The organism is Streptomyces sp. NPDC055025, from assembly GCF_053608565.1.
Genome location: NZ_JBSGVS010000074.1, coordinates 28,949 through 43,239 on the forward strand (window position 1 = coordinate 28,949; position 14,291 = coordinate 43,239).

A 14,291-nucleotide genomic window follows, 5' to 3' on the forward strand; every position below is an offset into this window, starting at 1 on the left:
GTATTTTAGGCGGAGCCCTGCCGGTCACGGTGGGGCCATCGCCGGGTCCGTGTGATGAGTTGAGCGAGCAGATGGGCGCGGGGGACCATCCGTGCCACCTCGACGTACTCGGTGTCCGCGTGGGCGCCACCGCCCACGGCGCCCACGCCGTCCAGTGTCGGGCAGCCCGCCGCGGCGGTGTAGTTGCCGTCCGAGGCACCGCCGACGGCGATCCCCCGCGGTGGCTCCTGGCCCAGTTCCGCGGCGAGCCGGGAGGCGAGGGCGAACAGTTCGGCGGACGACTCCGCTTCCATGGGCGGCCGTTGCCTGCCGCCCAGCACCTCCAGCCGGGCGCCGGGCGTCCGGGCGGTGAGCCCCCGCATGAGCTCGTCGATACGGTCCTGTGCCGCCGCGGTCGGCGCGCGCACATCCACCGAGACGCGTGCCAGCGCGGGAACCGTGTTGCGTGTGCTGCCGGCCGACAGCAGGGTGGGCGTGACGGTGGCGGGGCCAAGGGCGGAGTGGGCGGCACCGACGGCACCCGTCGAGGCCCCGAGGCCGGCGATGGACAGCACCTGGTGAGCGGCCTCGACCGCGGCGTTGACCCCCTTCTGGGGTTCGAGACCCGCGTGCGCGGCCCTGCCGCGTACCACGACCTCGTATCGCGACGTGCCCTTCCGGGCGGTCTTGAGCGCACCCTTCTCGTCACCGGACGCCTCCAGCACGAAGGCGGCCACGCAGCTCCGCGCGGTTCGCTCGATCAGCTGCCGGGAGGTCGTGGAGCCGACCTCCTCGTCCCCGTTGACCAGGACGCACACCCCGTCCGGGGAGGGCAGGGAGGCCAGCGCGTGGAACATCTGCACCAGGCCCGCCTTCATGTCCAGGACTCCCGGGCCGCGGGCGATCCCGTCGGTCACCGACCAGGGGTGGTGCCGGAGAGAGCCCAGGGGCCACACCGTGTCGTGATGTCCCATCAGCAGGACCCGCGGGGTGCCGAAGGCCCACCGCAGATGGGTCACACCGTCGATCACGACCGTCTCCGGCTCTGCCCCCAGCAGTCTTGTCCCCAGGGCGCCGACCACCTCCGCGCTGCGCGCCACCGCCGCGTGGTCGTTCGAGAAGGACTCGCAGAGCACGAGCTCCTCCAGATCGGCCAGCATCGCCGGCAACGCCAGCACACCGGATTGGGTCACCGGTCCCGTCCCCTCTCCATTTCCCTTCGTGACAGCACACTTCCCCCTCGGATCTCATCGGCCGTCGGAGCGGCGGAGCCCGTTCCCCGGAGTCCGTTCCCCCGGAGTTCTGCCGTCCCCTGGAGCCCTGCCGCGTGAACGACGTTAGGACGGGACAAGGCATTCCACCAGCGACTGGATCGCATGGAACCCATGCGCGTGATGCATGGGTTGGAGGAAGATGGGCGTGGGCGTGGGCGAAGGATGAAGGAACGGGGAGGCGGGGGAGACATGTTCGAGAGCGACGCGCTTCGGCTGCTGGTGGCCGTGGCGGAGACCGGATCGTTCACCAAGGCGGCGGTCCGGCTCAACTACACGCAGTCCGCGGTGTCCCGGCGGATCGCCGCGCTGGAGCAGCGGGCGGGCGGACCGCTGTTCGACCGGCTTCCCCGAGGCGTACGGCTGAATCCCGCCGGCCGCGCGCTGCACCGGCACGCGGCGGAGGTGCTGGACCGGCTGTCGCGGGCGGAGCGGGAGCTGGCCGTACTGCACGCCGGGCACGGCGGGCTGCTGCACATGGGCGCGTTCGCCACCGCCAACATCTCGTTGGTGCCCGCCGCCCTGCGGACGCTCCAGAACGCGAGGCCGGATGTCGAGGTCGTCGCGGTCGAGGGCCCGACCGACACGCTGATGGAGCGTCTCGCGGACGGGGCGCTGGACCTCGCCGTCGTCAGCGACTACCCGTCAGGTCTGCCGTCGGCCGACGGTGTCACGACGACCGTGCTCTGTGAGGACGAACTCTTCGTCGCCCTCCCGCGCGGGCACCGCCTGGCCGGAGCCGCGACGGTCGACCTGCGTGAACTGCGCGACGAGGCATGGCTTCACAGCGCGTACGGCGACCGTCCCACGATGCTCGCCGACGCCTGCGCACGGGCGGGCTTCACCCCCAGGAAGATCATCAGGATCGCGGAGTGGTCCGGGAAGTTCGGCTACGCGGCCGCCGGGCTGGGGGTGGCGCTGGTCCCCTCACTGGCCGCCCGTGCGGTCCCCGGCGAACTCGTCCTGTGCCGCCTCACCGACCCGGCCCTGCGCCGGACCGTCCATGTGGCGCTGCCCGCCGCCCCGCTACCGGCGGCACTGACACTGCGGGATCTGCTGAGCGACGCCGTCGACTGAGCCCGGCGCTGCCCCGGCCCCGTCTCAAGACCGGCACTGATCCGCCCGTGGCCCAGCACGATCCGAAGGAGAGGCCCTGGAACGAGGGGCCCTGGAACGCCCTGGAACGAGAGGCCCCAGAGCGAGGCCCTAGGAGGTCGGCGGACCGGTCGCGCGCTCGACGAGCGGCAGTTCGGCCCAGATGGTCTTGCCCCTGCGCCCGTAGCGACAGCCCCAGCGGTTGGTGCACTGAGCCACGATGAACAGTCCGCGTCCGCCCTCGTCGGTGTCGCCGGCCCGTACCAGCCGAGGCTGTGTGTTGCTCGGATCGGTGACCTCGCAGATCAGGGTCTGGTCCCGGATCAGCCGCAGTTCCACCGGTCCGCCCGCGTAGCGGATGGCGTTGGTCACGAGTTCGCTCACCACGAGTTCCGTGGTGAAGGCGACACCGGCCAGATTCCAGGCCGCCAACTGGTGCCCGGCCACGGCGCGGGCCTCGGAGACCGCGTCCAGATCCGCCGGGAACGCCCAGCTCCGCACACTGTCCTTCGGCAGTCGTCGCATACGGGAGAGCAGCAAGGTGACGTCGTCGCGCGACGGTCCCCCGCGGACGTCGCCGAGAACGGCCTGCCCGATGTCGTCCAGCGTGTCGTCCAGCGCCCGGTGCGAGTGCGTCTGGACGGCGATCTCGTCCTTGAGGCGTCGTATCCCGTCGCCGTCGGCATACGGTTTCAGACCGAGTATTCCGTCGGTGTAGAGAGCGAGGACGCTGCCCGCCTCGATCTCCATGGTGCTGGACTCGTAGGGGACGCCGCCGACTCCGAGGGGCGGTCCGGCGTCGACGTCGATCAGCCGGGCCGTGCCGTCGGGACCGACGAGTACGGGAGGCGGCTGCCCCGCGCTGGCCAGGGTGCACCGGCCGGTGACCGGGTCGTAGACGGCGTACAGGCAGGTGGCTCCCACGACATCGCGCGTGGCGGGCGGCGCTTCGGCCGCGAGCCGGTGGACCAGGTCGTCGACATGGGTGAGGACCTCCGCGGGATCCAGTTCCAGATCGGCGAAGGTCTGGATGGCCGTACGCAGCCGTCCCATCGTGGCGCTGGCGATCAGCCCGTGCCCGATGACATCACCGACGACCAGCGCCACCCGCAGGGACGGCAGCGCGATGGCGTCGAACCAGTCTCCGCTGATGCCGTGTCCGCCGTGGGACGGCCGGTAGAGGGCGGTGGTCTCGGCCGCCGGGGTGTCCGTGGTCGCCCATGGCAGGAGCCGTTGCTGCAAGGTCATCGCCGTACGGTGCTCCCTGGCGTAACGACGGGCGTTGTCGATGGCGAGCGCGGCCCGGGAGCCGATCTCCGCGAGCAGTTCCATCTCGGTGTCGTCGAACGGTCCGGGCTGCCGGGTGCGCCACGCCGTGATCGTGCCGAGCACCCGGCCCCTGGCGTGGAGCGGTGTCGCGACCAGATCGTGGGCATCCGGGGGAACGAGAAGAGGAGCCATCTCCCCCAGCGCGTGGATCACCTCGTCCCGGGTCAGCCGGACGGAACGGTTCTTCTGCAACTGGCGCAACTCGGGGCTCGGCGGCAGGGCGGGATAGACGGCGTCGGCCTGGAGCAGTTCCGGGGGCCACGGGCCGTCGGTGGAGGCGACCGCGACGCGGACCAGGTCCGATTCACCGCTGCCGAACACCTGCGGGGGTTCGCCGCCGGACAGGACGGGCTCGGACAGGTCGACCGTGACGATATTCGCCAGGTCGGGTGTGACGATGTCGGTCAGGGCGTGCGCCGTCCGCGTGATGTCGAGGGACATTCCCAGCCGGCTGGCGGACCGGTGCAGCAGATCGCGATGGCGGCGGATCCTGCTCTGCTCGGTGACGTCGACGACCGACACCATGAGTCCGGCCGGCTCTCCCCGGGCGTTCTCCATCCGCATCACGTTCAGTGACAGCGTCCACTCACGCTCACCGGGCTTCCGGGAGCGCATCCGTGACTGGTGCCCGAAGATGGGCGTACCTGTTTTGAGGACTTGCCGCAGCAGCACCTCGACCGCCGCCGCGTCGTCGACCCGCAGGACGGCGTCCAGCCGGTCGCCGGGAGTGAGCGGCGGGCCGCCGAACATCTCCGGGGTGATGTTCGTCCGCACCACGGTCAGATCGGTGTCGTGGAATGCCATGCCGACCAGTTCCTGCCCGAATACCGCGTGCAGGAAGGAGAACCCGTGTCCCCATCCGAGTGCCTGGCTGAGCGGAACGAGCAGTACGAGGCGGCCCCCGGAGCCGGCCAGTGGTGACGACCACAGGAAGACGTCCGTGTCCTTGCCCGGGGCGGACCGCGCGAGGACCGCGCGAGTGCCGGGGGCGCCGAACGCGGCGGGCCCTCCTGATTCCGGCCGGCGGTCTGCCGCAGGCCCGGTGTCTGCCATCCGCGCTTCCGGTCCGGTGTGTACCGACCGCGCTTCCGGCCCGGTGCCTTCCGCCGGTGGCGGCGGCGCGACCAGCAGATCGGCGAACGGCCGGCCTTCCACCTCCGCGAAGGTCATGCCCACGAGGCGCTCCGCTTCCGCGGACCACTCCATGATCCTGCCGTGTCCGTCCAGCACCGCGACGGCGGGGGCGGGAAGGCAGAAGCCCGGCTCGCCCATGACATCGGCATGCTCATCCATTGCGGCTCCCTGGTTCCCCGGCGGAGCGCTCTCCCCCTGTCTGGCTCCTACCCGGCCATATCGACCCATAAATATCTAGATCGGTTCGGTGGGGTGGTGCTCAGGGGGGACCGGATAGTCCGGATTTGAGCGTGATCAAATGTAGTACTGAATATTGTCTACAAATCATGCTAACGTCGGAATGATGAGTTTTGAGTGTGGGCTGCCGGCTGACCGGCTCGACCGTACGGCCGACGCGACTCCGGCCGTCCGGGAGGCACCTCGTAGGCGGGATGGCCACGGTGGACAGCACTGAGCGCATGGCGTTCGACGCCGTGCAGGGGGCGGTGCGGACGGACGGCACGGCGACCGCGGTGCTGGACGCGAAAGGGGTCGTGATCGGGTGGACGCCGGCCGCTGAGCGGCTGGTCGGCTACTCGGCCGCGGAGGTGATGGGCCGGCTCGCCGGGATCGTGCTGCTCCCCGACGGAGACGCGCCGAAGGCCTCGGTGTTCGCGGAGCGGTGCCGTACCCAGGGCGGCTGGTCCGGTTTCGCGGCGCTTCGCCATCGTGACGGCCGCAGGCTCGATATGAACCTGCGGGTCTCCCCGCTGTCCGGCCCGGACGGAACGGCGCAGTGGCTGGTCTCGGCGGGCGACGCGGCCGCGGTCTCGCCGGGAGCGGCGAAGGGACTGGTGCTGGAGTCGCTGCTGGCCCGCGCGCCGATCGGGATCATCGTCCGCGATCCGGAGCTCCGCTGCACCTGGGTGAACGACACCCTGGAACTGCAGGACGGCATCCCCCGCGAGGAGCGGCTCGGGCGCCGGCTGACGGAGTCACTGCCCGGTATCACCGAGGCCGTGGAGGCCGAGGCGGTGATGCGGCGAGTGCTGAACACCGGCACGCCGGTGGTGGACCTGGAGTTCCGGGCGTGGGTGCCGCTGGACCGGCACCGGGAACGCGCGTTCTCCGTCTCCATCTTCCGTCTGGAGGACGGAGGCGGCCATGCGCTGGGCGTGTGCGCCATGTGGACGGATGTCACCCGCAGGGAGCAGGCGCGCGAACGCCTGGCGATCCTCAGCGAGGCCAGCACGCGTATCGGCAGCACCCTGGACGTCATGCGGACCGGGCAGGAGCTGGCCGATCTCGCCGTGCCGCTCCTCGCCGACTTCGCCGCCGTCGACCTCGCGGAGTCGGTCCCGCTCGGTGAGGAGCCCCTGGCCCGGCTGGGGCCGATGGGCGACAGCGTTCCCGTGTTCTGCCGCGCGGGTGTGGCATCGGTCCGCCCGGGTGCCCCCGAGGCCCTGTGGGCACGGGGGGAGGCGGTCTTCGTCCCGGGGGATTCGCCCTTCACACGCGTTCTGTCCTCCGGGAAGTCCCATATGGAACGGGTCGTGGACACATCTCCCGGGTCGTGGCTCGGCCAGGACCCGGTACGGGTGGAGAGGATCAACGAGGTCGGGATCCACTCCTGCATGTATGTGCCGATCCACGCGCGCGGCACGGTGCTCGGCGTGGCGCTCTTCGCGCGTACGGAGGACCCGACGCCGTTCGAGCAGGACGATCTGATCCTCGCCGAGGAACTCGTCAACCGGGCCGCGCTGTCCCTGGACAACGCCAACCGGTACACCCGCGAACGCGCCACGGCCTTCGCGCTCCAGCGCAATCTGCTCCCGCAGCGCCTCACCGGCGGGACCGCCGTCGAGGTGGCCTCGCACTATCTGCCGGCCGACAGCCGGCACGGCGCCGGGGGCGACTGGTTCGATGTGATCCCGCTGTCCGGCGCCAGGGTGGCCCTGGTCGTCGGCGATGTGGTCGGGCACGGCATCAACGCCGCGGCGACCATGGGCCGGCTCCGTACCGCCGTACACACCCTCGCCGACATGGATCTGCCCCCCGACGAACTGCTGGCCCACCTCGACGATCTGGCCATCCGCCTCATCGAGGAGGACGCCGACGGCAAAGGCATGGCCACCGCGGTCCTGGGGGCCACCTGTCTGTACGCCGTCTACGACCCGGTCATCCGGCGCTGCACGATGGCGCGGGCCGGCCACCCGCCGCCCGCGATCGTCGACCCGCACGGCAAGGTCACCTTCCCCGACCTTCCCGCGGGAACCCCGCTCGGCCTCGGACTGGTGCCCTTCGAGGCCGTGGAGATGGAACTGCCCGAGGGAAGTGTGCTCGCCTTCTACACCGACGGCCTCGTCGAGAGCCGCGACCAGGACATCGACGCCGGGATGCGCCGTCTGAGCACCGTTCTGGCACAACCCGGCCTTCCGCTGGGGGATCTGCGCTCGGCCGTGGTCGATTCGCTACAGACCCCGGCGCCGTACGACGATGTCGCCCTGCTCCTCGCCCGGACCCGCACGCTCAGCCCGACCCAGACGGCCTCGTGGGAGCTGCCGCCCGATCCCGCCGTCGTCAGCACCGCCCGGTCCCTGGCCGTCGGGCAACTCGCCGAGTGGGGGCTGGAGGATCTGGCGATGACCACCGAGCTGATCGTCAGCGAGCTGGTCACCAACGCCATCCGCCACGCCGTCGGCCCGATCGGTCTGCGCCTGATCCGGCACCAGCTTCTGACCTGCGAGGTCTCCGACGGCAGCAACAGCCTTCCGCGTCTGCGCCACGCCAGGACCACCGACGAGGACGGCCGGGGCCTCTTCCTCGTGGCGCAGATGTCCCACCGGCGGGGCACCCGGTACACCACGGGAGGCAAGACCGTGTGGGCCGAACAGGAACTGACTCCGCTGTCCTCGTTCGACCTCGGCTCCACGGCGGCCCCGCAAGAGTGAACGTCCCCCGTCCGGCCGCTCCAGCCGCTCCGGGGGTGTCGTGCGGTGCCGTGCGGCCGTGCGGCGTCGTACGGTCACGCCGCCCCCTCGCGCCGCGCGGACGGACTATTCCTTTTCGCTGCTCGCCGACGGATCGGTGGTCGGAATCCCTTGCGCCGCCGTGCCGTCGGAAGCGGTAAGGCTTCCCAATATCGCCAGCAGTTCGGCGTTCCGGCTGCCGGGTTCCGCGTGGAAGGCCACCAGGATCAGGCCGTCCGTACCGCCGATGGTGAGTTTGTTGGACTGAAGATCCATGTCGCCGACCTGTGGATGGGAGAGCCGGCTGACGCGGCCCTTCTTCGGCTGTATGTCATGGCGTCCCCAGAGCTGCCGGAATCTTTCGCTCCGGACCGACAGCTCTCCGACGAGCTCCACCAGTCGGGGATCGTCGACATCAGGCCCGACGAGGGTTCTCAGACCGGCGACCCCCTCCGCTGTCGCCTCCTCCCAGTCCCTGCGCAACGCACGCTCCGCGGGATCGAGGAACACGGCCCGCAGAAGATTCACCCCGGGCGCGTAGTTCGGGGAAAGGGCCGCCGCGGGCGCGTTCACCGCCAGTATGTCCAGAAACCTGTTCTGCACATACGCGGGATTGTCGGGCCAGCCGTCGATCAGCTGGCGAATGCTTGTCGGCACCCGCTCCGGTTTCCGTGCCGTTCGTTTCCTGGGCACCGGCCGCGCCAGCCGGTGCAGATGGGCGGCCGCTTCGGCGTCGAGCCGCAGAACGCGCGCCAGGGCGTCGAGAACCTCCGGCGAGGGACGATGATCGCGGCCTTGTTCCAGCCGGAGGTAGTAGTCGCTGCTGATACCGGCCAGCATCGCCACCTCCTCGCGCCGCAGTCCGGGTACGCGACGCAGGCCACCGCCCGGCAGTCCCACGTCCTGCGGGCGAACCAGGTTGCGCCGGGCACGGAGGTACTCACCGATGCGGTTGTCGCTGCCGTCCATGACATCAACGGTAGCGACGGGACATGTTCCCCGCCTGGCCCTGTTACCCCCAGGAACGTCCCGTTGGTCCCAGGAGGGGAGGGATGCCCGCTGCCCGCGGCGGGAGCACGGAGGCCGGAGGGCGATCGGCAAGTCCTGCCGGTCCGAGGACCGGCAGGACCAGTGACCGAGGTCGTGACCGAGGTCGCAGGGAGATTCCCCGCCGCGGAGGCAACCTGACCGGCATCCCAACGTGTTCCAGAGGCGTGGGAGACCGAGGAGAGCGGCGGGGGCGGGACGCTGGGCCCGAGCGTGAGCGGTGGGAGCCGGAGGAGCGGGAGCTGCGGGTTCTGCTGGAACGGGCCGTGCCCCGGCTGCCCGCACCGGAAGGGCGGCTGCGTCGGGTACGGGAACGGGCCGTACGCACCGGGCGCCGACGGCGTACGGCGGGTGCCGCCGCGGCGGCCGTGACCGGGCTCGTGCTGGCGGGCGCCCTCCTGCCCGAGGCGCTGGGCGGCGGCTCGGAAGCGGTGTGGCCCGCCGCCCCCGTCCCCTCGGTGACCACACGGGACAACGCGCCGGACACCCGGGTCGGATTCTCCGAGGTGGCCGGTCCGACTCCGCGGCTGCCCGAACACTGGCAGGCACTCCGGACGCCGGCGGGCCTTGGACACAAGGCGCAGGCCAGGGGCTTCGCCTCGGCGCAGCGGCTCACCGCGTGCGAACAACCCTGCCCGGCCCGGGGACTGGACCGGTATCCGTCCTCAGGCTCGGGCCCGTCCTCAGGCTCGGGTCCGGACCCGGGCTCGGGTCCGGACCTGGGCGGGCGGGACTGTCCGCCGGTGCGGGCACTTCGGCGCGCACCAAGCTCCCCTGAACGTACGACGAACGCATGACGAAAGGTCCCTCCATGTCTGTCAGATCTGTCCGCGGAAGGCCGCGCCTGGCCGCCGCGTTGCTCGCTTCAGGCCTGCTGCTCAGCGGCTGCGGGGGCGCGACGGCCATCGGAGGATCCCCGCCGGGCGGGACGACCGCCGACGGGAAGGGCGTCGACGGCAAGAGCGCCGACGGGACGGACGGCGCCGGTTCCCTCGGTGGCGCCGCCGGCCGGTCCGCCCCCGAGCCGCGGACCTCCGAGCCGCGGACGGCCGAACCGAGGGAGATACCCGGACTCGGCCCGAAGACCCTCGCCGCCATCCCTCCGGGGACGACCCAGGCTGTCGTGGCGACCGGCTCGGGCAAGAACCGCAACACCGGTACCGTGCTGGTCTACGAGCGCGACCCGGTCACCGGCTGGACACCCGTCACCGACGTATGGCCCACCCACAACGCGAAGCGTGGCTGGACCGACGACCACGACCGGGGCGATCTGCGTACGCCGATCGGTGTGTTCGGCCTCACCGACGCGGGCGGGCTGCTGCCCGATCCGGGCACGAGACTCCCGTACGACCGGGGCCCCGCCTTCTCGGTCTCGGGCACCGGTTTCCAGGGCGAATCGCTCGCCGGGTCCTTCGACTACGTCGTGGCGGTCAACTACAACCGCGTACCGGGCAACACGCCGCTGGACTGGACCCGCCCGCTCGGTGCGGACAAGGGCGGCGGCATCTGGCTCCATGTGGATCACGGCGGCCCCACCGAGGGGTGTGTCTCGCTGCCGCGCGGGCGGATGAAGGAGTTGCTGCGGCGGCTGGATCCGGGGAAGAGGCCGGTGGTGGTGATGGGGGACGCGGAGTCACTCAAACGCTGAAGCGCCGAAGCCGCCGAAGCCGCCGGTCCGCCGGTCCGCCGGTCCGCTCGGGGCGAGGCGGCACAGGTCGGACTACGCCGGACCACGTCACGATCACGTGCGGCGGACCTGCCAGGCTTGGGGTTATATGTCCCCGTGTGATGGTTCCCGAGATCTCACCGAAGGGAGCGGGCGCGATGGAGCGGACCACGTGCTGTGTGGTGGGCGGCGGGCCCGCCGGAATGGTTCTCGGTCTGCTGCTGGCCCGAGCCGGTGTCGAGGTCACGGTCCTGGAGAAGCACGGCGACTTCCTGCGTGACTTCCGCGGTGACACCGTGCATCCGTCCACCCTGGCCCTGCTGGACGAGCTGGGCCTCGCCGAGCGGTTCGCCCGGCTGCCGCAGCGGCGGGTGACAACGATCCAGCTGCCGCTCGGCCCGGACCGCTCGCTGGTCACCGTCGGGAACATCGGCGCGCTGCGGGCCCCGTACAACTACATCGCGATGGTGCCGCAGCGGGACCTGCTCAACCTCCTCGCGGACGAGGCCGGGCGGGAGCCGTCCTTCTCCCTGCGGATGAACACCGAGGCCACGTCCTTCCTGGTGGAGCGCGGACGGGTCAGGGGGGTGCGGTACCGCACGCCCGAAGGCCGTACCGGTGAGCTACGGGCCTCGCTGACCGTGGCCTGCGACGGGCGGGGCTCGCTGGCGCGGTGGCGACCCGAACTGAGGCCGCGGCGGTTCACCTGCCCCATGGACGCCTGGTGGTTCCGGCTGCCGCGGCGGGACAGCGACCCGCGCGGGCTCGTGGTGAGCGCCGGCGACCGGCTTCTCGCCGTCACGATCGACCGCGGGGAGTACTGGCAGTGCTCCGCGCTGATTCCCAAGGGATCCGACGGCAGGCGCCGCGCGGCCGGTCTCGACCGGTTCATGGCCGAATTCGCGACCGCCGTCCCGTGGCTCGCGGACCGGGTGCACGCGCTGCGGTCATGGGACGAGGTGAAGCTGCTCGACGTACGGCTCGACCGCCTCAGGCGCTGGCACCGCCCTGGGCTGCTGTGCATCGGCGACGCGGCACACGCGATGTCGCCGGTCTTCGGGATCGGAGTCAACCTCGCCGTCGAGGACGCCGTGGCCGCCGCGCGGTATCTCGTCGAGCCGCTGCGCGAGGGCGCGGTCGGGCTGCGGGACGTACGCGCGGTCCAGCGCCGGCGGTGGCCCACCGCGGCCTTGGCGCAGGCGCTGCAACGGATCGCCCACGCACGGGTCGTCGAACCGGTGCTGGCCGGACGCCCGGCCTTCGGCGATCCCAGGAGGGCGCGGCGGATGACCGAGTCGCTGACCGCCTCACGGTGGCTGAACCGGGTACCGGCGTACTTCATCGCGTACGGCGCCGTACGCGAGCGTCCCCCGGCGGCGTCGGTGCGCTGAGCCGCGGCGCACGGGCCGGTGCCGCCACCAGTCGTCCCGCGCGCTGATCGCGCGCACCGCGCGGAACACCGCGGCGCGGGTCGTCGGGAAACGCGCTGCGGCTGCCATGAGATTCCTTCCGGGTCAACGCACTTGGTCTCCGCCCGGCGGCAGCCGCTCGGCCTCCGCCTCGACTCCGGCGGCACGCAGGCGCTCGACGAGAAGAGCTGTCTCCGGCATCGTCCCCACGAGCACGCCGTCCCTGATCCGCTGGAGCAGCCGTTTGGCATGGGCCGGGCCGCCGCCGAACTCGGCACGGAGAACCTTCATCACGATGGCCGGACGCGCCGGAGGATCGCCGAGGGCGACCCGGGCCGCACCGTGCTCTGCCAGCAGACGCCCACGCAGATCCTCGGGCATGTCGCCGCCCCCCGGCCCGCACTCGTACAGAGTCGTGCCACAGGAGGGGCAGTGGTGGCCGATGTCCCATTCCAGGGTGTGCCCGACCAACGCCTGAGCGCCGACGCACTCCATCACCGAGCCGCAGTCCGAACACCGCGACATGTACCGCACGGACTCGATCATCACGATGTGTTCCATCCCCCCACGCGTCGCTCGACACCCTCGGGCCGCCTTGTCCGACCCGGCTCATCCATATCCGGGGTGTTCGTTCCCCACGGCCGGTCGCCGTCCGGCGGACCCGGTGGATCCGACTGCTCCGCCCGGCGGTTGTGGACACAGGGATGTCGGCCATACTGCTCCCCGTGGAGCAACACACAGATCCCAGTATTCTGCCGACGCACCCGGCCGGGACCGATCCGGCGTATGTACCCGGGCTGCTGCCCTCGCACCCTGCCGGGGTGGACGAGGCGGACGAGAACGCCCCGGCCCCGGAGCCGACGGCGGTGGACACGCCGCCGGAAGACGCCGTTCCAGGGGAAAAGACCGCCGGCTCCGCCGAAGGGAAGGTGGCCGACAGCGAAGCGGTGACGCCCGCCGAGGAGGAACAGGAAGACGACGGACCCGTCTTCGAGGCGTCGGACCGGCGCGGAGTCATCCTCGCCGACCACGCCGGAATCAGGTTTCGGCTGGACGGCGAGGAGGCCGATTTCGACTGGGAGGAGATCAAGGCGGTGGAAACGGACGTCCCGCGGTTCGGGCGCCGTTTCGGCATCACGGTCTATACGTCCTCCCAGCGGTGGTTCCAGCACGATGTGGAGGGCTCGTCCAGGGAGCAGCTCAAGAAGTGGGCGGCCGAACTCGACGAGGTCCTCGACGCGCGGTTCGACACCGGGGCCTAGGGTCTTTCGGGCGGATCGAGCCGGCCACGCCCGCGCGGGCGTGGCCAGCTCGCGGCCCGAAGATTGGGCGGAACCAGCGCCCCGGGCGTCGTCTACTGCATACAATCGTTTCTGCCGGTGGATCGGCGCATCGATGGGACGATGGCGATGGATCACCCCAACGCGGAGGCGTCATGGAAGACTTGGACCCCGAAGTCGTACTCGGAATGGCGGCCAAGGCGCCCGACGGCCTGGTGATCATCGACCGTGAAGGGCTGATCCGCTACTGGAACCGGGGCGCCGAGAGGATCTTCGGTTACTCGGCCGCCGAGGTGGCCGGGCGCGATCTGGACGTGATCATTCCCGAGAAGCACCGGCAGCGTCACTGGGACGGATTCGTGGCGGCCATGGCCGCCGGCGCCAGCAAGTACGGGGATGACGACCTCCTGGCCGTGCCCGCGCTGACCGCCGACGGTTCGACCGTCTCGATCGAGTTCAGTGTGGTGCTGCTGACCGATTCCGACGGCAACGCGAGCCATGTCGGGGCGGTCATCAGGGATGTCACCGCGCGGCGGGCCCAGGAGAAGGAGATACGGCGGCGACTGCTGGCCGCCGAGCCGAGCGGTACGGCGTCCTGACCGGATTCTGACAGGCACAGGCACAGGCGGTCCGGCGCGAACGGCCGAGGGTACGAACGGCCGGGCCGGTGCCGTCCGTCAGTCGTTCCCGGAGGCGCGCCGCGCGAGGCTCTCACGGATTCCCGTCAGCCGGCCGATCTCGGCGTCGAGCACGGCGAGCCTGCGGCCGACGACGCCGGAGGCGGGGGCACCGGCCTCGACGGAACCGCACCGCCGCCCGGGGTTCTCGGAGAGAAGATGGAGGCGGTCGGCGCAACTGCGCAGATCCTCGACGGTGAGTCCGAGACCCAGCAACTCGCGGATGACACGGACCCGCTCGATCTCGGCGGGACCGTATTCGCGCTGGCCGGAGGCCGTACGGACGGGCGGGGGCAGCAACCCGCGCTGTTCGTAGAACCGCAGCGCCCTGGGCGTCGTGCCGGTCGCCGCCGCCGCTTCGCCGATCCGCATCCTTCGTCCCTCACTTCCGTCCTCCGTCGGCCCCCGGCTGACGGACGGGGCTAGGGCGTGTTTCGAAAGTCCCGCCTGGCCCGT

The 14,291-nt window shown here is 71.3% G+C and carries 12 protein-coding genes; 7 read left to right on the forward strand and 5 right to left on the reverse strand.

Translation table 11 applies throughout. The annotated features are described in order from the left end of the window. Nucleotides 1-5 precede the first annotated feature (5 nt). The gene (locus ACWGDX_RS33555) at nucleotides 6-1,139 is read right to left on the reverse strand and encodes a M20/M25/M40 family metallo-hydrolase (protein WP_453631783.1); all 1,134 of its coding nucleotides are present in this window, start codon (nucleotides 1,137-1,139) and stop codon (nucleotides 6-8) included. Nucleotides 1,140-1,442: 303 nt separating this feature from the next. Between ACWGDX_RS33555 and ACWGDX_RS33560 the strand changes: the two genes are divergently transcribed. Continuing rightward, the gene (locus ACWGDX_RS33560; RefSeq protein ID WP_453631763.1) at nucleotides 1,443-2,327 is read left to right on the forward strand and encodes a LysR family transcriptional regulator; all 885 of its coding nucleotides are present in this window, start codon (nucleotides 1,443-1,445) and stop codon (nucleotides 2,325-2,327) included. Nucleotides 2,328-2,456: 129 nt separating this feature from the next. Here the strand turns inward: ACWGDX_RS33560 and ACWGDX_RS33565 are convergent, their stop codons facing one another. Then, on the reverse strand, nucleotides 2,457-4,967 hold the full coding sequence (locus ACWGDX_RS33565; RefSeq protein ID WP_453631764.1) for a SpoIIE family protein phosphatase: 2,511 nt from the start codon (nucleotides 4,965-4,967) through the stop codon (nucleotides 2,457-2,459). 272 nt (nucleotides 4,968-5,239) lie between these two features. On the opposite strand from ACWGDX_RS33565, the gene ACWGDX_RS33570 reads away from it, so the two are divergent. Next, nucleotides 5,240-7,738, forward strand: coding sequence for a SpoIIE family protein phosphatase (locus tag ACWGDX_RS33570; RefSeq protein WP_453631766.1), 2,499 nt, complete (start codon nucleotides 5,240-5,242; stop codon nucleotides 7,736-7,738). Nucleotides 7,739-7,843: 105 nt separating this feature from the next. Here ACWGDX_RS33570 and ACWGDX_RS33575 read toward each other — a convergent pair whose 3' ends face one another. Next, a complete protein-coding gene (locus ACWGDX_RS33575; protein WP_453631768.1) occupies nucleotides 7,844-8,725 on the reverse strand; it encodes a helix-turn-helix domain-containing protein in 882 nt (293 codons plus the stop codon). Between the two features lie 245 nt (nucleotides 8,726-8,970). Here ACWGDX_RS33575 and ACWGDX_RS33580 point away from each other — a divergent pair, with 245 nt between their 5' ends. The 3 genes from ACWGDX_RS33580 to ACWGDX_RS33590 all read left to right on the forward strand — a co-directional run bounded on the left by ACWGDX_RS33580 (nucleotide 8,971) and on the right by ACWGDX_RS33590 (nucleotide 11,860). Continuing rightward, nucleotides 8,971-9,600 (forward strand): hypothetical protein, encoded by a 630-nt coding sequence (locus tag ACWGDX_RS33580; protein WP_453631770.1) that lies wholly within the window; start codon nucleotides 8,971-8,973, stop codon nucleotides 9,598-9,600. 14 nt (nucleotides 9,601-9,614) lie between these two features. After that, complete coding sequence (locus tag ACWGDX_RS33585) at nucleotides 9,615-10,451, forward strand: L,D-transpeptidase family protein (RefSeq protein ID WP_453631772.1); 837 nt, start codon at nucleotides 9,615-9,617, stop codon at nucleotides 10,449-10,451. A gap of 176 nt (nucleotides 10,452-10,627) precedes the next feature. Beyond that, nucleotides 10,628-11,860 carry an FAD-dependent oxidoreductase gene (locus ACWGDX_RS33590; protein ID WP_453631774.1) on the forward strand — a complete coding sequence of 411 codons (1,233 nt, stop codon included), beginning with the start codon at nucleotides 10,628-10,630 and terminating at the stop codon, nucleotides 11,858-11,860. Nucleotides 11,861-11,983: 123 nt separating this feature from the next. On the opposite strand, the gene ACWGDX_RS33595 is transcribed toward ACWGDX_RS33590, so the two are convergent. Beyond that, a complete protein-coding gene (locus ACWGDX_RS33595; protein WP_453631776.1) occupies nucleotides 11,984-12,427 on the reverse strand; it encodes a hypothetical protein in 444 nt (147 codons plus the stop codon). A gap of 176 nt (nucleotides 12,428-12,603) precedes the next feature. On the opposite strand from ACWGDX_RS33595, the gene ACWGDX_RS33600 reads away from it, so the two are divergent. After that, nucleotides 12,604-13,140: a hypothetical protein gene (locus tag ACWGDX_RS33600; protein WP_453631777.1), complete on the forward strand. Its 537-nt coding sequence runs from the start codon at nucleotides 12,604-12,606 to the stop codon at nucleotides 13,138-13,140. 173 nt (nucleotides 13,141-13,313) lie between these two features. Then, a complete protein-coding gene (locus ACWGDX_RS33605; RefSeq protein WP_363085383.1) occupies nucleotides 13,314-13,757 on the forward strand; it encodes a PAS domain-containing protein in 444 nt (147 codons plus the stop codon). Between the two features lie 78 nt (nucleotides 13,758-13,835). On the opposite strand, the gene ACWGDX_RS33610 is transcribed toward ACWGDX_RS33605, so the two are convergent. Continuing rightward, nucleotides 13,836-14,207: a MerR family transcriptional regulator gene (locus tag ACWGDX_RS33610; RefSeq protein ID WP_453631779.1), complete on the reverse strand. Its 372-nt coding sequence runs from the start codon at nucleotides 14,205-14,207 to the stop codon at nucleotides 13,836-13,838. Between the last annotated feature and the right edge of the window lie 84 nt (nucleotides 14,208-14,291).

What these genes read in the sequence shown, in the direction of transcription:
- ACWGDX_RS33585 (WP_453631772.1), top strand. Translation starts at nt 9,615, where the DNA reads ATGTCTGTCAGATCTGTCCGCGGAAGGCCGCGCCTGGCCGCCGCGTTG.
- ACWGDX_RS33590 (WP_453631774.1), top strand. Translation starts at nt 10,628, where the DNA reads ATGGAGCGGACCACGTGCTGTGTGGTGGGCGGCGGGCCCGCCGGAATG.
- ACWGDX_RS33565 (WP_453631764.1), bottom strand. Translation starts at nt 4,967, where the DNA reads ATGGATGAGCATGCCGATGTCATGGGCGAGCCGGGCTTCTGCCTTCCC.
- ACWGDX_RS33555 (WP_453631783.1), bottom strand. Translation starts at nt 1,139, where the DNA reads ATGCTGGCCGATCTGGAGGAGCTCGTGCTCTGCGAGTCCTTCTCGAAC.
- ACWGDX_RS33605 (WP_363085383.1), top strand. Translation starts at nt 13,314, where the DNA reads ATGGAAGACTTGGACCCCGAAGTCGTACTCGGAATGGCGGCCAAGGCG.
- ACWGDX_RS33610 (WP_453631779.1), bottom strand. Translation starts at nt 14,207, where the DNA reads ATGCGGATCGGCGAAGCGGCGGCGGCGACCGGCACGACGCCCAGGGCG.
- ACWGDX_RS33560 (WP_453631763.1), top strand. Translation starts at nt 1,443, where the DNA reads ATGTTCGAGAGCGACGCGCTTCGGCTGCTGGTGGCCGTGGCGGAGACC.
- ACWGDX_RS33570 (WP_453631766.1), top strand. Translation starts at nt 5,240, where the DNA reads ATGGCCACGGTGGACAGCACTGAGCGCATGGCGTTCGACGCCGTGCAG.
- ACWGDX_RS33575 (WP_453631768.1), bottom strand. Translation starts at nt 8,725, where the DNA reads ATGGACGGCAGCGACAACCGCATCGGTGAGTACCTCCGTGCCCGGCGC.